Source organism: Catellatospora chokoriensis, assembly GCF_011297315.1.
Taxonomy (GTDB): domain Bacteria; phylum Actinomycetota; class Actinomycetes; order Mycobacteriales; family Micromonosporaceae; genus Catellatospora; species Catellatospora citrea.
Genome location: NZ_JAAOTI010000005.1, coordinates 1 through 19,792, shown reverse-complemented (window position 1 = coordinate 19,792; position 19,792 = coordinate 1). Strand labels below are relative to the sequence as shown.

At 73.2% G+C, this 19,792-nt stretch carries 20 protein-coding genes and 1 pseudogene; 7 read left to right on the top strand and 14 right to left on the bottom strand.

The genetic code is table 11. The features are described 5' to 3' along the window. The first annotated feature begins 80 nt into the window (after positions 1-80). Genes HAV39_RS09395 through HAV39_RS09370 form a run of 6 tightly spaced genes read left to right on the top strand, consistent with a single transcriptional unit; the run spans position 81 to position 5,042 of the window. On the top strand, positions 81-431 hold the full coding sequence (locus HAV39_RS09395) for an STAS domain-containing protein (RefSeq protein ID WP_170212919.1): 351 nt from the start codon (positions 81-83) through the stop codon (positions 429-431). Continuing rightward, the gene (locus HAV39_RS09390; RefSeq protein WP_191838779.1) at positions 428-1,876 is read left to right on the top strand and encodes a trehalose-6-phosphate synthase; all 1,449 of its coding nucleotides are present in this window, start codon (positions 428-430) and stop codon (positions 1,874-1,876) included. The genes HAV39_RS09395 and HAV39_RS09390 overlap by 4 nt, the downstream gene beginning before the upstream one ends. Positions 1,877-1,883: 7 nt before the next feature. Then, the gene (locus HAV39_RS09385) at positions 1,884-2,561 is read left to right on the top strand and encodes a response regulator transcription factor (RefSeq protein WP_191838778.1); all 678 of its coding nucleotides are present in this window, start codon (positions 1,884-1,886) and stop codon (positions 2,559-2,561) included. Further along, entirely contained in the window at positions 2,561-3,922 is a 1,362-nt protein-coding gene (locus tag HAV39_RS09380; RefSeq protein ID WP_373311861.1) for a sensor histidine kinase, read from the top strand. Before HAV39_RS09385 ends, HAV39_RS09380 begins: the two co-directional genes overlap by 1 nt. Beyond that, positions 3,919-4,512 carry a GerMN domain-containing protein gene (locus tag HAV39_RS09375; RefSeq protein WP_191838776.1) on the top strand — a complete coding sequence of 198 codons (594 nt, stop codon included), beginning with the start codon at positions 3,919-3,921 and terminating at the stop codon, positions 4,510-4,512. Before HAV39_RS09380 ends, HAV39_RS09375 begins: the two co-directional genes overlap by 4 nt. A 26-nt stretch (positions 4,513-4,538) precedes the next feature. Continuing rightward, positions 4,539-5,042: a DsbA family protein gene (locus HAV39_RS09370; RefSeq protein WP_191838775.1), complete on the top strand. Its 504-nt coding sequence runs from the start codon at positions 4,539-4,541 to the stop codon at positions 5,040-5,042. 68 nt (positions 5,043-5,110) lie between these two features. Here the strand turns inward: HAV39_RS09370 and nhaA are convergent, their stop codons facing one another. The 6 genes from nhaA to HAV39_RS09340 all read right to left on the bottom strand — a co-directional run bounded on the left by nhaA (position 5,111) and on the right by HAV39_RS09340 (position 10,409). Beyond that, positions 5,111-6,442 (bottom strand): Na+/H+ antiporter NhaA, encoded by a 1,332-nt coding sequence (gene nhaA / locus HAV39_RS09365; protein ID WP_203736649.1) that lies wholly within the window; start codon positions 6,440-6,442, stop codon positions 5,111-5,113. Between the two features lie 243 nt (positions 6,443-6,685). After that, positions 6,686-8,494: a gamma-glutamyltransferase gene (ggt, locus tag HAV39_RS09360; RefSeq protein WP_373311862.1), complete on the bottom strand. Its 1,809-nt coding sequence runs from the start codon at positions 8,492-8,494 to the stop codon at positions 6,686-6,688. Positions 8,495-8,577: 83 nt separating this feature from the next. Then, on the bottom strand, positions 8,578-8,868 hold the full coding sequence (locus HAV39_RS09355; RefSeq protein WP_191838773.1) for an EXPERA domain-containing protein: 291 nt from the start codon (positions 8,866-8,868) through the stop codon (positions 8,578-8,580). A gap of 61 nt (positions 8,869-8,929) precedes the next feature. Then, positions 8,930-9,361 carry a protein-tyrosine phosphatase family protein gene (locus HAV39_RS09350; protein ID WP_191838772.1) on the bottom strand — a complete coding sequence of 144 codons (432 nt, stop codon included), beginning with the start codon at positions 9,359-9,361 and terminating at the stop codon, positions 8,930-8,932. 202 nt (positions 9,362-9,563) lie between these two features. After that, positions 9,564-9,956 carry an alpha/beta hydrolase family protein gene (locus HAV39_RS09345; RefSeq protein ID WP_191838771.1) on the bottom strand — a complete coding sequence of 131 codons (393 nt, stop codon included), beginning with the start codon at positions 9,954-9,956 and terminating at the stop codon, positions 9,564-9,566. Positions 9,957-10,025: 69 nt separating this feature from the next. Then, entirely contained in the window at positions 10,026-10,409 is a 384-nt protein-coding gene (locus tag HAV39_RS09340) for an alpha/beta hydrolase (RefSeq protein WP_191838770.1), read from the bottom strand. A gap of 182 nt (positions 10,410-10,591) precedes the next feature. On the opposite strand from HAV39_RS09340, the gene HAV39_RS09335 reads away from it, so the two are divergent. Next, positions 10,592-11,617: a DUF695 domain-containing protein gene (locus HAV39_RS09335; protein WP_191838769.1), complete on the top strand. Its 1,026-nt coding sequence runs from the start codon at positions 10,592-10,594 to the stop codon at positions 11,615-11,617. Positions 11,618-11,622: 5 nt separating this feature from the next. Here the strand turns inward: HAV39_RS09335 and HAV39_RS42185 are convergent, their stop codons facing one another. The 8 genes and pseudogenes from HAV39_RS42185 to HAV39_RS09295 all read right to left on the bottom strand — a co-directional run. Then, a complete protein-coding gene (locus tag HAV39_RS42185) occupies positions 11,623-12,120 on the bottom strand; it encodes a hypothetical protein (RefSeq protein WP_203736650.1) in 498 nt (165 codons plus the stop codon). A 64-nt stretch (positions 12,121-12,184) separates the two neighbouring features. Then, a complete protein-coding gene (locus HAV39_RS09325) occupies positions 12,185-13,159 on the bottom strand; it encodes an AraC family transcriptional regulator (protein ID WP_191838768.1) in 975 nt (324 codons plus the stop codon). Between the two features lie 133 nt (positions 13,160-13,292). Next, a complete protein-coding gene (locus tag HAV39_RS09320) occupies positions 13,293-14,567 on the bottom strand; it encodes a Gfo/Idh/MocA family protein (protein WP_191838767.1) in 1,275 nt (424 codons plus the stop codon). A 119-nt stretch (positions 14,568-14,686) separates the two neighbouring features. Then, positions 14,687-15,598 carry a KPN_02809 family neutral zinc metallopeptidase gene (gene ypfJ, locus HAV39_RS09315; protein WP_191838766.1) on the bottom strand — a complete coding sequence of 304 codons (912 nt, stop codon included), beginning with the start codon at positions 15,596-15,598 and terminating at the stop codon, positions 14,687-14,689. A gap of 38 nt (positions 15,599-15,636) precedes the next feature. Beyond that, positions 15,637-17,304, bottom strand: coding sequence for a hypothetical protein (locus tag HAV39_RS09310; RefSeq protein ID WP_191838765.1), 1,668 nt, complete (start codon positions 17,302-17,304; stop codon positions 15,637-15,639). Positions 17,305-17,515: 211 nt separating this feature from the next. Further along, the gene (locus HAV39_RS09305; RefSeq protein ID WP_191838764.1) at positions 17,516-18,466 is read right to left on the bottom strand and encodes an anti-sigma factor RsbA family regulatory protein; all 951 of its coding nucleotides are present in this window, start codon (positions 18,464-18,466) and stop codon (positions 17,516-17,518) included. A gap of 124 nt (positions 18,467-18,590) precedes the next feature. Then, positions 18,591-18,926, bottom strand: a complete 336-nt coding sequence (locus tag HAV39_RS09300) for an STAS domain-containing protein (protein WP_191838763.1) — start codon at positions 18,924-18,926, stop codon at positions 18,591-18,593. A gap of 39 nt (positions 18,927-18,965) precedes the next feature. Further along, positions 18,966-19,792: pseudogene (locus HAV39_RS09295) on the bottom strand (amino acid transporter); the annotation flags it as partial.

The window sequence follows — 19,792 nt, the reverse complement described above, 5'->3', positions numbered from 1 at the left end:
CTGTCACACAACTGTCACAGTTCCGCCGGATGATCGCCGTACCGGCGGGTAAGGCTCGGGGTCCATTCCAGGAGGTGACGGTGGACGACGTGGTCCCCGCCGGCGCGACGCAGGTCGTGCCGTTGGTCGAGGTGCAGGTACGCGGCGATCTGGACGTGCGGTCCGCGCCGAGCGTGAACGACGTGCTGGAAGAGGCCCTGGCGCTGCACCCGCGCCAGCTCGTCATCGACCTGGCCGACTGCGAGCTGATCGACGCGGCCGGCATCCTGCTGCTGCTGGACACCCACCGCCGGGCCATGCGCGACGGCGGCACCGTCGCGTTGCGCTCGCCGTCCGCGCGGGCGCGGCGCAACCTGAAGCTGGCCCGCGTCGACCGGGTGCTGCAGGTGCTCAACCCGGAGCCCGAACCGCCGCGGCAGGTGACGCCGTGAGCCGCGGGCGACGGTACGGCCTGGTCGTGGCCGTGGACCGCCTGCCCGCGGCCGATCCCGACGACAGCCGCGACCACGTCGACGCCATGCTGGCGTCGCTGCGGCCCCTCGTCGCGGCCCGGTCCGGGGCGTGGGCTCCGGCCGGGGGCGAAGGCTCCGGCGACGGCGTGCTCGGCGTGCACCCGCCCGCGCGGGCCGACGCCGCCGCGCTCGGCGCGAGCCTGCTCCGCTCCCTGTGCCACCACCAGCCCGTCGACTTCCCGAGCGGCTGGTTCGAGAGCTACCTGGCGGTCAACCGCCGGGTCGCCGCCGCCGTGGCCGCGTCGGCGTCGGCCTCGGCGACGGTGTGGACACACGGCCACCAGCTGCAGCTGCTACCTCGCATGCTGCGCCGGATGCGCCCGGACCTGACCGTGGTGGCGCACCTGCACAGCACGTTCCCGCCCGCGGAGTCGTTCGCCCGGCTGCCCGAACACCGGGCGCTGCTGTCCGGGCTGCTCGGCGCGGACGTGATCGCACTGCCGCACCCGCGCGCCGTCGACAACCTGCTGGACCTGGCGGCGCGGGTACACGGCCTGCCGGTGCGCGACGGCAGCATCACGCTCGGAAACCGGATGCTGCGGGTCGTCGCGTACCCCCTGCCCGCCGACACCGCGGGTGCCCGGCGGCTGGGCGGGCTGGCCCCGGTCCGGGCGGCCGGCGGGCGGATCCGCAAGGCGATGCGGGTGACCGGGACGGTGCTGCTGTCGGTCGCCGGGTGGGATCCCGCGGACGCCGTCGAGCAGCGGCTGCACGCCTTCGAACGGTTCCTCGCCGAGCACCGGCCCGCCCCCGGCGAGGTCGCGCTGCTGCACGTGGCCTGCGGCGATCCGCGCACCCCGGCCGAGGACGCGCAGCGCGAGCGCGTCGACCGGCTCATCGCGAAGATCAACGGTACGCACGCCAGCGTCGGGCAGGCGGTCGTCCACTACGTACGCACCGAGCCCGACCGCCGCGACCTGGCCGCGCTGTACCTGGCCTGCGACGGCATGCTGGTCACGCCGACCCACCACGGCACCGTGACGGCCGCGCACGAGTTCATCGCGGCCCGCGGCGAGCTCGGCGCGACGGTCGTGGTCAGCGAGCTGACCAGCGGGGTCATCGACCTGCCGGGCGCGATCGCGGTCAACCCGCACGACACCGGCTCCTTCGCCGACGCCATCGCGCAGGCCACGGGCCGCCACGGGCCCGCCCCGCGAGCCCGGCATGCCGACACCCCGCCGGCCCTCGACAGCTGGGCCGAACACCTGATCACCGCGCTGGGGACACGCGGTGCCGGCGTGGCGGCGACGCCGGAGCGGCGTGCCTGGCGGCTGCCCACCGGCGGTCACGCCCGGCACACCCGGCCCGGCGGGTACGAGGTCGGTGGGCCGCCACTGGCCGCGCGGCGGGTTGTTGGGCGATGATGCGGCGATGGTTGCCGTACTGGTCATCGAAGACGACGACCGCATCCGCCTGTCGTTGACCCTGGCCCTCGAAGACGAGGGCTACACCGTCTCCTCCGCCGCGACCGCCGAGGAGGGGCTGGTCCGCCAGCGCCGCGAGCCCGCCGACACCGTGCTCGTGGACCTGATGCTGCCCGGCATCGACGGCTTCGAGTGCATCCGCGAGCTGCGCCGCGCCGACGACGTGCCGATCGTGGTGGTCAGCGCCCGCGACGACACGCACGACATCGTCGCCGCGCTGGAGGCCGGCGCCGACGACTACGTCGTCAAACCGATCGCGGTCAAGGAGCTCACCGCACGGCTCCGGGCGTTGCGGCGGCGGGCCCGCGCGGCGACCGCGACCGGCCCGCGCACCTCGGTGGTCGGCGAGCTGGAGATCCGGCCGCAGGCCGGGGAGGTGCTGCTGCGCGGCAACCAGCTGGCGCTGACCCGCACCGAGTTCCGGCTGCTGTGCGAGCTGGCCGAGCACGCCGGCCAGGTGCTGTCGCGCCAGCAGCTGCTGGAGCGGGTGTGGGAGTACGACTTCGGCGACGAGCGCCTGGTCGACGTGCACATCGGGCGGCTGCGCCAGAAGGTCGAGGACGACCCCGGCGCCCCCGCCCGGCTGGTGACCGTCCGCGGCCTCGGCTACAAGCTGCAACGATGATCCGCAAACCGGGGCTGCGGGCGCGGGTGACGGCGGGCTTCGCCGTCGGCGCGCTGGGCGTGTCCACCGTCATGGGCGCGCTGTCCTACCAGCTCACCGAGCGGTTCCTGCTGGCCCAGCGGGAGGACTCGGCGGTGCGCGCCGTGTCGCTGGACGCGGCGATCGTCGCGTCCGGTCTCGACGCCGACTCCCCCGACGCGCTGACCGCGCTCAGCACCCTGAACACCGGCGCGGACCGGCGCGCGTTCCTGCGCCGCGAGGGCCGCTGGTTCTCCGCCCAGGTGGACACCGCCAACACCGCCGACGAGATCCCCGACGGGCTGGTGCGGCTGGCCGACCAGGGCGAGCCCGGCATCCAGCGGGTACGCGTCGACGGCGTGCCCGCCATGGTGATCGCGGTGCCGCTCGGCGACGGCACGTCCCTCTACGAAGTCGACTTCATGCGCGAGCTGGACCGGTCGTTGAAGGTGCTCGCGCTGGTGCTGACGCTCGTCGCGATAGGCACCGCCGGGGCCGGGGCGCTGCTGGGCTCGTACGCGGCCCGGCGGGTGCTGCGCCCGCTCACCTCGGTCGCCAACGCCGCCAGCGAGATCGCCGCCGGGGACCACAGCGCCCGGCTCGACCCCGCCGCCGAGCCCGAACTGGCCCGGCTGACCACCTCGTTCAACCTGATGGTCGACCAGCTGTCGCGGCGCATGGAACGCGATCGCCGGTTCGCTGCCGACGTCAGTCACGAACTGCGCTCCCCGCTGCAGACCCTGTCGGCGGCCGCGAGCGTGCTGGCCCGCCGCCGCGCCCACCTCGATCCGCGTACGGCGACCGCGGCGGCGCTGCTCACCGAGGAGGTCGAGCGGTTCCAGGCCCTGGTCACCGACCTGATCGAGCTGTCGCGCAGCGATCAGGCGGCCGACCGCGCCTCGGTCGACGTGCCCGCGCTGGCCCGCCGGCTGTGCCGGGCCCGCGGGCTCGGCGTGAACCTGGTGTCGGTGGCTCCGGGCAGTGACGCGATCTGGCAGGTCGACCGTCGGCGCTTCGAGCAGATCCTGGTCAACCTCATCGACAACGCGCAGCGCCACGGCGGCGGCGCGGTGGCGGTGCGCCTGGGCGGCCGCCGGCTGATCGGGTACTACGTCGAGGTCGACGACGAGGGGCCCGGTGTCAGCCCCGCCGACCGCGAGTCGATCTTCGACCGGTTCGTCCGCGGGCGCACCGCTGGGGCCCGCGGTGACAGCGAAGGCACCGGCCTCGGGCTGTCCCTGGTCGCCCAGCACGTGCAGGCGCACGGCGGCCTGGTGCACGTGACCGACCGCCCCGGCGGCGGGGCCCGGTTCCGCATCGACCTGCCGCGGGTGGCCTCGTGACCCGGCCCGCGCTGCCCTGCCCGCCGTGGCCGCGGTCCCTGCTGGTGCTCCCGCCGCTGGTGCTGCTGCTGGTCACCGGGTGCGGGGTGCCCGTCGAGGACACGCCACGCGTGATCGAGGTCGGCACACCGTCGCGGGTGGCCACCACCGCGCCCTCGGCCGCCGCGTCCGGACCGGCCGCCGAGAGCCTGTACCTGATCCGCGACGGCGCGCTGGTCGCGGTGCAGCGCCGGCTGCCCGCCGAGCCCGACCCGCAGGGCCTGCTCACCGACCTGCTGCGCGGGCCGACCGACGCGGAGCAGGACCGCGGCCTGGGCACCGCCCTCGGCGGCCAGGGGGTCGTCGCGTCGGTGCAGCTGCTCGGCGACACCGCGCACGTCGAGCTGCCGGCGGGCATCGAGAGCACCGGACGCAACGACGACGTGCTGGCCTTCGGCCAGATCGTGTGCACGCTGACCAGCCGCGCCGGCATCACCGGTGTGGTGTTCACCCAGCAGGGCGCCCGCATCGGCGTGCCGCTGCCGGACGCCTCGCTGAGCCAGGAGCCGCTGCGCGCCGCCGACTACGCCACGCTGATCGCCAACGGCTGAGCGCCCCGGCGAACTACGCTGCAGGAGTGACCGAGTCCGTCGCGGTGGACCTCGACCGGCACGTGTACGGGCTGGCCGACGCACCGATCACGCTCGTGGAGTACGGCGATTTCGAGTGCCCGTACTGCGGTGCCGCGGCGCCCGTGCTGCGCCGCCTGATCGACGACTCCGACGGCATGGTACGCCTGGTCTACCGGCACTTCCCGCTGTTCACCGTGCACCCGTTCGCGCTGACCGCGGCGCTGGCCGCCGAGGCATCCGGCGAGCGGTTCTGGGAGATGCACGACCTGCTGTTCGCCCACCAGAGCCGGCTGGCCGACCCCGACCTGGAGAGCTACGCGCAGATGCTCGACCTGGGCTCGGTGACCGGCGAGGCCGTCCAGGAATACCGGCCCGCCGTGGAGGCCGACTACCGCTCCGGGGTGACGTCCGGGGTCCGCGGCACGCCCACCCTGTTCGCCGACGGCCGCCTCTACCAGGGCAAGGTCGAGCTGGGCGCGCTGCGCAGCGCGCTGGGCATGCGCCACTGACACCTCGCCGCGGCTATCAGCGCTGCGGAGCGGCTGAGCACGCTTCGATGACCGCTCGACGCAGCTGGTCAGCGCTCGCCGAGGCTCGGGTCGCGCCACGGGCCGGTCGGCAACTCGGGCATCTCCTCGTCGTCGTCGACCGTGCACAGGGGCAGCCGCTCGCCGAGGCAGCGCAGCGCGACCGAGCCGAGCACCGCCGCCAGCAGCGAGCCGACCAGCACGCCGATCTTGGCCTCGGCCTGTAGCAGCGGGTCGTGGAAGGCCAGGTCGGCGATGAACAGCGAGATGGTGAAGCCGATGCCGGCCAGCACCGCGCCGCCGATCAGGTGCCCGTAGCGCACCCTGCCGGGCAGCGCGCCCCACCCGGTGCGCAGCGCCAGCGCCGCGCCGAGGCTGATGCCGATGGTCTTGCCGGCCAGCAGCGCCACCACGATGCCGATGGTGACCGGCGACGTCACCGCCCGGCGCAGCGTCTCGGCGTCCAGCCGCACCCCCGCGTTGGCCAGGCCGAACAACGGAATCACCAGGAACGCGCTGACCGGGTGCAGCGCGTCCTGCAACCGGTCGTTGGGCGGCACCGTCGCCCGTGCCGCCGCCGCCGCCAGCCGGGCCCGCACGGCGTCGGCCCGCTCCAGCACCGCCCGGCCGTAGAAGCGCAGCCGATCGGCCTGTTCCGGCTCCACCGGCGTGGCCGGCACGAGCAGTCCCACGATCACCCCGGCGAGCGTCGGGTGCAGGCCGGACGCGAACACGGCCACCCACAGCAGCATGCCGACGACGACGTATGCCTGCAGCTGCCAGACCCGGGCCCAGCGCAGGCCCAACAGCACCAGGGTCAGCCCGAGCACCGCGACCAGCGCGGGCGCCGACACCCCGCCGCTGTAGAAGACCGCCATCACCAGAATGGCGCCGATGTCGTCGGCGATGGCCAGGGTGAGCAGGAACAGCCGCAGCTGGTCCGGGCAGCGCGGGCCGAACAGGGCGAGGATGCCGACCAGGAACGCCGTGTCGGTCGAGATCGGAATGCCCCAGCCGTGCAGGGCCGGCGGCGACGGGTTGAACGCCACATAGATCAGCGCGGGCAGAATCAGGCCGCCGAGCGCGCCCAGCACCGGCACCAGCACCGCCCGCGGGCGGCGCAGCTCCCCCACGGTCAGCTCGCGGCTGATCTCCAGGCCGACGGTGAGGAAGAACAGCGCCATCGCCAGGTCGTTGACCCAGTGCCGCAGATCCAGGTCGATCCCCGCGTCGCCGATCCGGACCGACGCCTGGGTGTGCCAGAACTGCTCGTAGCCGCCGCCGGGCAGGTTCGCCCAGATCAGCGCCAGCACCGTCGCGATGAGCAGCAGCAGGCCGCCGCCCGCCTCGGTGGCCAGGAAGCGCTGCAGCGGGTACGACACATGCGGCACCGGGATGTGCACCCGCGGACGGGGACCGGGCCGCGGCGGCAGCGCCGTGCTCGCCCCGCTCACCGCAGCCTGTCCGGGTGTTTCGTCACGTTCCCATGATCCCGCGCACCGGCCCTCCCGCCGGGCCCTTTCCCGGACCGCGCCGAACCCGGCGGTGCTGCACTTTCGGGGAAAGCGCAGCCACCAGCCGCCGGATTCGCGCAGTTTCCCCGAAAGCGCAGCGCGGGCGCCTCGCTACGAACCCGCGACGGGCCAGACGACGCCGGCGGAGCCGCCGCCGCGGCGGACGGGTTCGGCCGCTGCGAGCAGGCGGCCGTGGCCCAGGAACTCGATGCCGGTCGCGGCTCCGATCTCCGGGCTGGCCGCGAACGTGTGGCCGAGCGCCGTCAGCCCGGGGATCTCCGGGGCGAACTCGGCCTCACCCAGCACCGCGGCCGTGTTGCGCTGGGTCGCGCGGGCGGCGGCGACCGCCTCCGGCAGGGTCATGCCCAGGTCGAGGCGGTTCACCAGGATCTGCAACACCGTCGTGATGATCGTCGAACCGCCGGGCGTGCCGACCGCGAGGAACGGCCTGCCGTCGGCCAGCACGATCGTCGGCGCCATCGAGCTGCGCGGCCGCTTGCCCGGGCCGGGCAGGTTCGGGTCCGGCGCGCTGCCCTGCGTCGGGGTGAAGTTGAAGTCGGTCATCTCGTTGTTGAGCAGGAAGCCCCGGCCCGGCACGACCATGGCGTTGCCGCCGGTCTGCTCGATGGTCAGCGTGTACTCGACCACGTTGCCCCAGCGGTCCGCGACGGTCAGGTTGGTCGTCGACTGGCCCTCGGTCACCGCCGGGCTCGGCGCGGCCGCCGCACAGCCGCCGTAGGCACCGTCGGGCTCGCCCGGGGCGACCGGCTTGACCAGCGCCTGCGCCGGGTTGATCAGGCAGGCCCGCTCCTTGGCGAAGCCGTCCGACAGCAGCTGGTCCAGCAGTGGGCGCGGAGTGTTGTCGCCGACGAAGCGGTTGCGGTCGGCGAACGCCAGCGCGCTCGCCTCCAGATATTGATGCAGCGCCTCGGTGCGGGTGAGCGCGCTCAGGTCGGTCTGCTCCAGGATGTTCAGCGCCTCGCCGACGGCCTGGCCGCCGCTGGACGGGGTCGGCATGCCGTACACGTCGTAGCCGCGGTAGGACACCCGCGTCGGCGACGGCGTGCGCACCTGGTACGCGGCCAGGTCGGACAGCGCCATGGTGCCGGGACGGATCGGGAACGCCCAGGTGCCGATCGGCACGTCGGCCACCGGCGGGTGCCGCACGGTGTCGACGATGTCGCGGGCCACCGCGCCCCGGTAGAACACACCCGTGCCCTGCCGGGCGATCAGCCGGTACGTGTCGGCCAGGTCAGGGTTGCGGAACACCGTGCCGGCCACGGGCGGCGCCCCGCCCGGCAGATACAGCTCGCTCGTGGACGAGAACTGCCCGAACGCGGCCGCATTGTCGCTGATCTGGGTGCGGAACGTGTTGTCGACGACGAAACCGCGGTCGGCCACCTTCGCCGCCGGCCGCAGCGCGTCGGCCAGGTCGGTGGTCCCCCACTTGCGCAGCGCTTTGTCCCAGGTGGCCAGGGTGCCGGGCACGCCCGCGGCGATGCCGCTGACCCGGGCCTCCTGGAACGCGTACGGCAGCCCGGTCACCGGGTCGACGAAGGCGGTCGACCCCATCGACATCGGCGCGGCCTCCCGGCCGTCGATGGTGTACACCCGGCGGTCCTTGGCGCTGTAGTAGACCAGGAAGCCGCCGCCGCCGATGCCCGCCGAGAACGGCTCCGTCACGCCCAGCGTCGCCGCCGCCGCGATCGCCGCGTCGACCGCGTTGCCGCCCTTGCGCAGCACCTCCAGGCCGACCTTGGTCGCGTCGAGGTCCACGGTGGCGACCGCGCCGCCGTATCCGGTCGCCACCGGGGCCTTCTCCGGGTCGGGCGGCCTCGGGCTCGCCTGGACGGGCCCGGCTGCGGCGGTCGACGCCAGGGTCGTGACGGCGATCAGGACGAGCGCACGGCGGTGGCGCAGTCTCATGGACTTCCTCCCGGATCGGATCAGGTCAATGTCTTCACCGTATGCCGGAAGGCCGCCGCGCGCACGCCGAGTCGTGACTAGAACCGCCGGGCGAACGGTTCCGGTCTGCGCATGCGCACCAGCAGCAGCAGTGGCAACAGGACATACGGAAGGTTGAACGACAGGAACTTGACCGGGTTGGGAGTCTGCCACTGCGGCTCGCCGAAGAACTCCACCCCGAAGACGATGATCCCGGTGATCGTGGAGATCATCGTGGCGTAGACGACCGCCGGGAGCTGGATCCAGTTGCGGCCGCGGACCAGGGCGTACACCAGTACCAGATAGAAAGGCATGTAGACCAGGGCGGACAGGCCCGTGACGATGCGCATGGGGAGAGTGATCGATTGGCAGGCAATGTACTGCCTCGATCACGCCGACGGCACCCCTCGATCAGCTCCCACCGAACCGCTCGACGAAGCGGCGCTGCCAGGGCGTCTCCACGGCCCGCGGATGGTAACCGGCCCGGACGTAGGCGACGGCCCGGTCGGCGGGCACGCCGTCCAGGACCGCGAGACAGGCCAGCGCCGTGCCGGTCCGACCGATCCCGCCACCGCAGGCCACCTCGACCCGCTCGGCACCGGCCCGGTCCAGCGCTTCCACGAGCGCCGCCCGGAACGCGGCCCGGTCTGCCGGCAGCCAGAAGTCCCGCCAGCGCACCCAGCGGGCCGGCCAGGGCGTCTCCGGTGGCGTATCACTGAGCAGGTACAACGCGAACCCCGGGACCGGGCCGTCGGGCAGCGGACGGCGCAGCCCACGCCCGCGCACCAACCGGCCGGACGGCAGCCGAAGCAACCCTGGCTGATCCTCCTGCCACGTGACCACGGCGCGACCGTAACAGCCTCATGCGCGATGGCGATTGGCAACCGGGCGCAGGCTGCGGAGGTGCCTGATTGGCCACTGTGCTGTGCAGCGGTCACGGAACGGACGCTCCGCTGGATGATGCGGTGGTGCCGAGCCTGCCGGTGCAGTGATAGCGGGCCGGGCGGCGCGTCCTGCCGATGGCAATGTGCCCGGAGTTCCGACGTCAAGCATTCGCGGCTCCGCTCAGGCGGTCCTCGAAGTGGGATCCGAGAGCCGCCAGGCGCTTGCGGGCGTCCGCGTCGCCGTTGAGCCGCCAGCGAAGGAAGTCGGTGGTGGACGCGGCGACGAGGTCGAAGTCGGGGTCGGCCGGGGACATGAACGGGTTGCGGTGAGTGCCGGACGGCAGCGTGAGGAACGCCTTCGGCCACGGCACCGCGTCGTACGCCGCACGCCCCTGGTCGATCGTCACCACCTGGTCGCCCATGCCGTGGATGAACAGCATCGCCGCCGGGTCGCCCCGGAACTCCGCCCCGACGTCACGGGCGCTGCCCGCCAGCACGATCCCGGCCTTCAGCCGCGGGTCCCGCCACCGGCCCAGCGCGCCGACCGTGGTCATGCCGCCCAGCGAGTGCCCGCCCGCCGCGATCCGGTCCGCGTCGATCCGCCCGTGCAGCGGATCACCCTCCTACGCCGAGGCCGCCAGCAGCGCATCAAGCACCGCGGTGACATCCTCCGGCTGGTGCAGCAGGTCCATCACGTCGAGTTTCGCCGCCGCCCCGTTGGTGTACGGGAACGTCGGCGCGGCCACCGCGAACCCGGCCACCACCCAGTTCGCGATCAGGTCCGCGTACTCGGACACGTGACAGGTGTACCCGTGCACGAACACCACCAGCGGATGCCTGCCGTTGCCCGGCGGCAGATGCACCTCTGTCGGCAGCGGCCGGTCCGCACCTCGGGCGAGGTCGAGCCGCACGACCGTCGACGGCGCGGTCGCCTGCACGGGCGTCGGCGAGCCGCATCCGGCCAGCATGATGAGTCCCGCAGCGATGATCGCAGTCCGACGGCGCACGCGCCCTCCCCGTCCTCGTATGGCGTCCCGAAGGGACTACCCGACGGGCCCCCACCCCGGTTGCCCTTCGAACGCCACGGGCAAGCCGCCCCGGCGGACGGTCGCGTGCTGTTCCTGAGCTGACCGTGGTCGAGGGACGACGGCCTTCCGCCGCGCCCCGGCTGCCGTTATGCTCCCGCCCCATGATCTTCTCCCGGAAGCGGCGTCCCGAACACTCCGCGGCGATCGCCGCGTTCTGGGCGGCCTGGCCGCAGCTGCGCACCCGTTCGGAGGCGGCCATCGCCACCCGCGGCTTCCCCGACGACCTGGTCGCGGACATCGCGGCCCGGGTCAACGGCATCCACCCTGAGCTGGAGTGGGAGTTCAGCAAGGGCCGGGTCGCCGAGCACGCGTTCATCGTCAGCGCCGCCGGCGATCCCGCGCTGCGGGCGCTCGCCCACCGCTGGCGGCAGGCAGCCCCAGCTGCCGACGAGACCTGGGAGTTCCACGACGCCCGGCAGGCCGAGTCGGAGATGTTCGAGGCCGAGTTCCAGGCCGACGGGCACCGGGTCGAGCTGGCCGAGCTGCGCTACGCCTTCAGCCTCGACGAGCCGCGCAGCGAGTACGACGTCGTGGTCTTCCACCCCGCGTTCGCGGCGATGACCGAGGCGCAGCGGGTGCAGGTGGCGTTCCTGTCGCTGGCCTGGCTGCTGGGCGAGGACGCGGTCGAGGTGTGGATCGGCGGTGTGGACGTCGCCGTCGAATGCCCGGACAAGGCGCAGCCGCCACAGGAGCTGGCCACGGCGGTCGCCGAGCTGGCCGCGCAGTACCGGGACGAGACCTGGGTGCTGATGGGCAGCAGCCCCGACGCCGAGGTCCCGCGTATCGCCACGGCGCAGCGCCCGCTCAAGCCCGCCCGCTGGCCGGTGCTGGACACGCACGTCGCGGTCACGCTGGCCTTCCGCGGCCGGGACAACGGCATGCCGGACCCGGACGCGCTCACCGCGCTGCGCGACTTCGAGGACCGGCTGCGCGAGCTGCTCGCCGACGCCGAGCTGATCGCCCACGAGACCAGCGAGGGGATGCGGACCTTCCACGTGTACGCCGACTCGGCCCGGTTCTCCGCCGACGCCGTCGAGAAGCTGGCCAAGACCTGGTCCGGGGGCCGGGCGAAGGTCAAGGTCGGCGCGGACCATGGCTGGGAGGGCGTGCGGCACCTGCGCCCGTGAGGCGATCAGTCCTGGGCGTACGCGACGACCAGCGCCCGGTACGCGAAGCCGTCCTGCTCAGCGGCTTCCCAGGCGAAGTCGACGGCTGTGCCCGGCGCGAGGTAGCCGTACCCGCGCAGCCCGAGGTGGCGGTAGTGCACCCAGCAGCCGCCCGGTGTCTGCGGGGCGTCCAGCACGCCCCAGCCCTCGTCCGGGTGCCAGGAGCGGACGGTGCCGCGGACCAGCCGGGCGGCCTGGGCCAGGTCCTCGGGCCGTGCCGAGATCCGCGCGATGCCCGAGCCTCGACCGCAGAGCAGGTCGACGCGGATGGCGCCGGTGAACCCGACGATGCTGCCGCCGACAGGGCGACCCGCCACGACCGGGGTGGCGATGCGCATCTCGGTGAGGGTGCGGGTGGCTTGCGCCCAGGCTTCCTGCCCGGACTCGCCCGAGCCGAGCACGACCCACTCCTGCGCGTCGTAGCGGGCCCACCGTTCGCGCTCTGCCCGCTGCTTGGCACCCATCGCCACCTCCCGCCGACGAAGGTAGCGCCGCCCGGCCGCAGCCGCCCGCCGTTTTGCGGCAGCCTCAGGTGCGCAGGGTCTGCCGGGGCGAGCGGCCGTACTCGTCGCGGTAGACGGCGGCGAAGCGGCTCAGGCTGGTGAAGCCCCAGCGGCGGGCCACCGCGGCCACGGTGTCGCCCCGGGTCGGGTCGGCGTTCTGCAGGTCGCGGTGGGCGCGGGACAGCCGCACCCGGCGCAGGTATGCCATCGGGGTGCTGTCGGCGTGCCGGGCGAATGCCGCCTGCAGGCCGCGGGACGAGATCCCGGCGGCCTCGGCGATGTCCTCGACGGTCACCGGTTCGTGCGCGTGCGCGTCGATGAACGCGACGGCGCGGCGCAGCGCGGCGGGCGCGACCCGGCCGGGCTCGCCGACGTATCCGGTGGCGGTGGCCGTGTTGGGGAAGGTCGCGATGGCGGTGGTGGCGGCGAGGTCGACGGCGGCCGCGTGCACCAGCGGGTTGGCCAGCGGGGTGTCCGGCGTGTTGAGCGTGTGGAACAGGTATGCCATGGTGTCGCGCCAGTGCCGGCCGGCCTCGGCGGAGATCGGGCTCATGCCGTCGAAGCGGAAGTCGGCCAGGGCGATGCCGGCGCGGGCGGCGACCCGGGCGACCCGGTCGACGGGCAGGCGCAGTATGCGCAGGTCGAAGTCGGTCCAGCGGATGGTCAGCGGCTGGCCGACCGGGTAGAGGAAGGCTTCGCCGCGCAGGGGGCGCAGCTCGTCGCGCCCGGCCCGGACGGTGAGGTCGGCGTTCAGCGTCACCACGAACATCAGGTAGGGCAGCGGGTCGGTGACCGTCTCCACGGTCGCGGTGTGCCGCACGCTGTCCATGCCCAGCTCACCGGCGGTCACCACGTGCTGGCGGAACTGGAAGTCCTGCGCCCCGCCGAACACCCGATGCCGGTGCTCGATGTACGACTCGCGGAGGACCTGGTGGGCCACCTCCACGTCCCCGGTCGCGAACTCGCGCGCGCGTATGCGCACCGCAACACCCTCAGCCATCTCACCCGTCCCTGGTGCGGCGGCCCGTCCGAGGTGTTCGGTGCCGATCGCCTAACCAGGAAACGAGAGTCCGGGGAACCGGGTGTTGGCCAGTCCGCGGGGCAGGAGGACCCGAGCCGGGTTCACGACCGCGTCACCCCGCGAGCGCGGCCGGCCGGGCGACGGTGACCACGGTGCCCTCGTGCCGGGCCTGCTCGGCGGCGAACGTGGCCAGATGCGAGTTGAGGGTCTGCGCCGGGCCGGACAGGATGCGCGCCCGGTCGCCGGTGGCCACCGCGGCGGTGAACGCGTCCATCAGTCCGGCGTCGCCGCCGCCGTGCCCGCCGGCGGCGTCCGCGCCACCCGCGGTCTGCGGGTCGTGGCTGGTCGCCGTGCCGGTGGTGAAGTCGTGCACGGTCACGCTGACGGCGTCGCAGACCAGCTCGCCGCGGGTGCCGAAGACGCGGGTGCGCCGATGCCCCCCGGTGTTGAAGGCGTTCATGGTGAACGACGCGGTCACCCCGCCGTCGAACTCCATCGCCACCACCTGGTGGTCGACGACGTCGTTGTCGCAGGCGTATACGCAGCGGCCGTAGGGTCCTTCGCGCAGGGCCTCGGTCAGCGCCTGCTCGGTGAAGACCGGGGTCACCACGGACAGCGGCCAGCGGTGCTCGCCGCGGGCGAGCCGGTCGCGGTAGAGGCGGGGGGCCGAGTACGGGCAGTCGGGCTCGACGGCGCAGTCCAGGCACCGGTCGGCGGCGCCGGCGGGACGGTTCTCGGGGCGGAAGTGGCGCAGGCCGCCGAAGCTGGACACGCGGGCGATGTCGCGGCCGACGATGTGCTGCAGCCAGTCCATGTCGTGGCAGGACTTGGCCAGCAGCATGAAGCTGGACAGGTCCTCGCGCCGCCAGTTGCCGCGCACGAACGAGTGCGCCTGGTGCCAGAAGCCGACCGGCTCGTGGTGCTGCACCGACACGACGTCACCGATCGCGCCGGAGTCGATCAGGTGCTTGACCAGCCGGGTGTACGGGGCGTAGCGCAGCACGTGGCACACGGCGAGCATCACGTCGGCCTCGCGTGCCGCGTCGACGATGCGCACGCACTCCTGCGGGGTGGGCGCGAGCGGCTTCTCCAGCATGATGTGCAGCCCGCGCTGGGCGGCGGCCACGGCCGGGTCGGCGTGCCCGGCGTCCTGGGTGGCGATGACGACCGCGTCGACGGCGAGGTCGGCGTCGTCGAGCAGCTGCCGCCAGTCGTCGTGCTGCGCGGCCAGGCCTATGCCGTGAGCTGCGGCGAAGCGGGCACGCCGGTCCGGGTCGGGCTCGGCGACGGCGACGAACCGCGCCCGGCCGGGATGGGCCAGGGCCCAGCGGGCGTACGCGTTGCCGCGGTCACCCGCGCCGATCAGCGCCAGGCGCACAGGGTTCACGATGGCTCTCCCGCCCCGAAGATCAGTTCCCGGTCCCGGCCACTATAGGAACCGTTTACTGAAACGGCAAGGTCCGGAACGTGGCACGTCCCGGACCCTGATGCGGCGGCGGAAGGGGCTCAGACGCCCTTGCCGAAGGTGTCGCACTGGCGGCCGTCGCCGCTGGAGTAGCCGGTGTTGAACCAGTCGCTGCGCTGCTTGGCGGTGCCGTGGGTGAACTTCGACTCGTCGACCGGACCGCCCGACCTCTCCTGGATCTTGTCGTCGCCGATCGCGGCGGCCGCTTCCAGGGCCTGGTCGATGTCCTGCTGGGTGAGCGACGTGAAGATCGGGGTGCCCTTGGCGTCCTTGGTCTCGATCGCGTGCTTGGCCCACACCCCGGCCAGGCAGTCGGCCTGCAGCTCCAGCTTCACCGACAGCGCGTTGGCCGCGCCCGGGTCGCGCTCGGACTGCCGCTGCACGTCCGCCGAGGTGCCCAGCAGGTTCTGCAGGTGGTGGCCGTACTCGTGGGCCAGCACGTACGGCTGGGCGAACTGCCCGTCGGCGCCGAAACGCGTGGCCAGCTCGTCGTAGAACGACAGGTCGATGTACACCAGCTGGTCCGGCGGGCAGTAGAACGGGCCCACCCCGCTGTCGGCCGCGCCGCAGCCGGTGTTCACGGCCTGCGAGAAGAACACCGTGTCGGTCTGCTGATACTGCTTGCCGAACGTCTGCGGCAGCGCCTCGCGCCAGTACGCCTGGATCGAGTTGATGTACAGCGCGTTGCGGCACTCGGCGTTTTCCAGGCGGTCCGGGTTCGCCGTCGAGCAGGTCTCGCTGACGCCCGGACCGCCGTCGTCGCCGCCGCCGAACATCTGCGGGCCGAGGAACGTGCCCACCAGCGCCAGCCCGATCACGATCAGCGTGCCGACGATGCCGCCGCCGACCGGGATCGGGATGCCGCCGAACCCACCGCCGCCACCGCCGCCTCCGGATCCCCGGGCGTCGGTCACCTGGCTGGTATCGATGTCCGCGTTCTCGTTGAGGGTCATGCCGCCGCGATACCCCGCGCCGGCAGCCCGTTAACCGGTCACGAGACTCCCGCGTACTCCTTCACGGAGACCCGGCACACCGGCTCGCCCTCGACCATGACGGCGTGCACCTCCCGGTAGCCCGCGCCGGCCTCCCTGGTGGTGATCCGGAAGAACGGGTCGCCGTCGCCGACCGAGACGAAGTTGTCCGGCAGGTCGACCTCGGCCAGCGAGTTCCACTGGTGCTCGTCGCGGAACGTCGGGGCCGGGTCGTCGGTGAACTGGCGGTAGTTCTCCCCCAGCCAGACCGCCGCGGCCCGGGTGCAGGAGCCGTAGTAGGTGCTCTCGTAGTCGTGCCGGGCCGTGGTGTAGCCGCCGGCCAGCGGGCTGAAGTAGGAGTACTCGTACGGGTAGATGCGGGCGGAGGCGTACAGGGCCTCGCCCTGGCCGAGCACGGCCGCGCCGATCAGCGCCCAGGCCAGCGCCGTGCGGCCGGCGTCGAACGACTCCCGCGCCCAGCGCACCAGCAGCACCGCCGCCAGCACGATCATGCCCGGGGCCACGAACAGGAACTGGCGCAGGCTGTTGTACAGGGTCGAGTGCGCGCCGATGATCAGGGCGAGCGGCAGCAGGATGTACGCGCCGACGAGCAGCGTCCGCCCGTCCAGCCGCTGCCGCCGGACCAGTGCCACGACCGCGGCGACCGCGGCGGCGACGGTCAGCGCCACCACCGGCAGCGGGGAGCCGATCACCAGCCACCAGGGGGCGTAGTACCAGGGCAGCTGGGTGGAGCGGACCATCTCGCCGCCGAACAGGATCTCGTTGTCCCAGTCGTACTTGGCCATCGACTCGACCGACGACATCAGCCCGTCGACCGGGTTGGTCAACAGGAACGGCCAGAACAGCGACATCACCAGGTAGGCGGTGGTGCCGATGGCGAGGATCGCGGTCAACTGGTTGGTCACCTCGGCGCGCAGCGCCGCCCCGCGCAGCTGGTAGCCGTGCCGCGCCCAGAAGCCGAGCCCGACGAGCGCCAGCAGGCCGAACCACAGCAGGGCGTTGACCCGGATGGAACCGGCGAACCCGATCGCCGCGCCGACCGCGGCCAGCTCCAGCACCTCGAACCGGCGGTTCGGCAACGACCAGCGCCGCATGAGCCGCAGCACCAGCCACAGCACCAGCACCATCGCGACGGCCAGCGGGATGTCCTTGGAGTTGTTCATCATCTGGCCGGTGTAGCGCGGGTACAGCGCGAGGCCGACCGCGGCGGCCAGGCCCGCCCACGCGCCCAGCCGGCCGCGACCGGCCAGCTCCCGGGCCGCCAGCGCGGTGACCAGCATGCCGAGCACGCCGAACAGCCCGTTGACGATGGTGCGGGTGTTCCAGATCTCGCCGGACAGGTGCTGGAAGAACGCCACGATCAGCTCGAACCCGGCGCCGTGCTGGGGCATGTAGAGGTAGTCCGGGAAGTCCAGGAACGAGCGGTCGGCGGTGCCGGACAGGTAGAACTTCAGCACCCGGGCGCCGTAGTCGTCCTGCATGTACTCGTCGTAGGTGCGGCCGTGGAAGCGGCCCTGCGCGACGGTGAACCAGGCCATCACCAGCAGCAGGGCGCCCAGCAGCAGGTGCGGCAGCCGCTCGCGCCACCACGGCGCGGTGGGCGGGGCGGCGGGCTCTGGGGCGTCGTCCGGGCTCGTGGTCACCGGCTCGACGTCGACATCGGACACGAAGCTGCTCCTGAGGTATGGGGACGGGGCGGGCGGTCGGACCCCGTCACCGCGGAGCCCCGGGTCGCCCGGGTCGCCGGGAACCGCGCCGCCCGGATCGACGGGGCTCCCCACCGCAAGATTGTCGCCCAGGGCGCCGCCGAGCACCAGCCACGGCGGCACGCGTCCCGCACGGATCAATCGATGATCTCCAGCGGGGGGGGCGCTCAGCTCAGCCGGGCAGCTGCCCGCCGAGCAGCCGGACCGTGAATCCGTCCGGGTCGCGCTGCAGGGAGACGTACGCGCAGACCTGGTGGGCCAGCCACAGGCCCCACCCGCCCGGGCTCGCGCCGTGCACCAGGCCGACGAGCGGATCGGCCGGGCCGGGACCGTGATCGGTCACCGTGACCACGATGCGGCCCGGCGCGGCCCACAGCCGCAGCAGCACCGGCGGTTGCCCGTGCAGGACCGCGTTGGTGACCGTCTCGCTGATCGCCAGCAGCAGGGCGCCGAGATCGTAGGCGGACAGCCCGGCGGCCGCCTGCAGCGCGAGGGCGGCGCCGCGGGCCTGCGCCGTCGTCGGCCCGCCCAGCTCGATCGCGGGCGGGGTGTCCTCCAGCGGGTCGCGCCATGGCGTGACGCCGGCCGCCAGCACCGCGAACGGGTCCTGGAAGGCGTGGTTGGCGGTGTGGCCGAGCGGCGTCGCGATGTGCGCATGGGTCCGCCGCACGAAGTCGAGCACCTCGTCCGGCGCGGTCCGGGTGTCGTACGGGCACAGCCCCCACATCGGGAAGTCGTCGTACGCGTGGTTCACCGCGGCCTCGTAGCGCGCCCACCACTCCCACGGCACGCCCACCCCCGGATGCGGCACGTCGCCCGCGACCCGGATCTGGGCTGCTCCGGCCGCGACGTGCGCGGCGAGCATCTCCCGATACTGCTTGATCGCGGTGGCCGGGCGCTGGTAGTGCGCGTCGCCGGCGATGAAGGTCACCCCGCAGTCGGCGCCCATGGCGTCCCGGACGAGCCGCGCCTGGGGTGACGCGAAGACGGCGAGCGTGGGCTCGCCGGCGGCCACACCGTCCCGGAGGAAGGGCACGACGACGGAGAGGAACTCCTCGTCGGATGCGTAGAACGCCGTCTCATGGAAGAAACCGCGGTGGTCTGCGGCCGCGCCCGTTCTCACGACACCTGCTTCCACATCCTGGCCTCCCCGCACGTCAGACAGGTACCCCTGACCGCGTGCGCCCAACCTAACACAGGCACGTGAAATCGACTCGGCTCACGATCACGGCCCGCGCGCGCTCCGGTCAGTCCAGCGGTTCGCCGCTGAGGTGCGCGTACACCCCGGCCACCTGCAGCACGCGCAGCGCCATCCCGGCCGTGTTGACCAGGCGCAGACCCCGTCCCGCGCCGACGGCGTCGTTGCGGGCCCGCACGAACGCCCGGATCCCGGACGAGTCGATGAACGTCACCGAGGTCATGTCCACCTCGACCGGCAGGCCGGGGTGCTCGGCCGCCGCCGCGGCCAGCCAGTGGTGCAGGTCGTCCGCCACGGCCAGGTCGACCTCGCCGGCCAGCGCGACGCGCACCACGCCATCCGATGCGACGACGTGGTGGCTCAGCTGGGATGGTGGCAGGCTCACGCGAAGCTTTGTAGCACACGCGGCCCCCGGCGGGCGAGGTCAGCCGCCGACGTGGATGCCCGGTCGGCGGGCCGGGTCGGCGTCGCGTTCGCGCAGGATCTCCCGGACCACCGGCGGGGTGTCGCCGCGGCCGAGGAACAGGTAGCGCAGCAGGTGGGTCAGCGGGGAGCCTTCCGACCACTCGAAGTAGCAGTGCGGGCGTACCCCGGTGGTGTCGCGCAGCGCGAGCAGGATCGCCGCGATGGCGTTGGGTGCGGCCGGGGCCGACGCGCGCAGCACCCGGTACTCGCCGACCTGCACACCGGTGACCTGCAGTACGTCGGAGAATGCCGAGGGGTCGACCACGTCGATCTCCAGGAACAGCACGTCGGCGCGGCCCGGGACCGGGTTCATGCCGCGCTGCTCGGCTTCCTTGCCGGCGTACTCGGCGACGTCGCCGGCCTGGCGGCGGTTGGCGATCAGGTTGAGCTGCCCGTCGTGGGCGATCGAGTCGGTCACGAACTGCCGGGCACGAGTGTCGAACTCGATGTGCTTGACCCGCAGCTCCGTGGTCCGCGCCGCCCGGGAGACCAGCGAGATCACCACGATCGCCGCGATGAACATCGCCGAGATCGCGATACCGTCCGGCTTCTCCCGAATGTTCTCACCCAGGGCATACAGCAACACCAGAGTCAGCACCGCAAACCCCGCCGCCGCCCACCTGCGGCGGTACCGGACCGCGGAGATCGTCACCGCGACGCTGCCGGACACCATCATCGCCAGAATGCCCGTCGCGTACGCCCCGGCCTGCGCCTCCACGTCCGCACCGAACGCGATCGTCACCCCGACACACACCAGCGTGTAGACCAGCACCACCGGCCGCACCG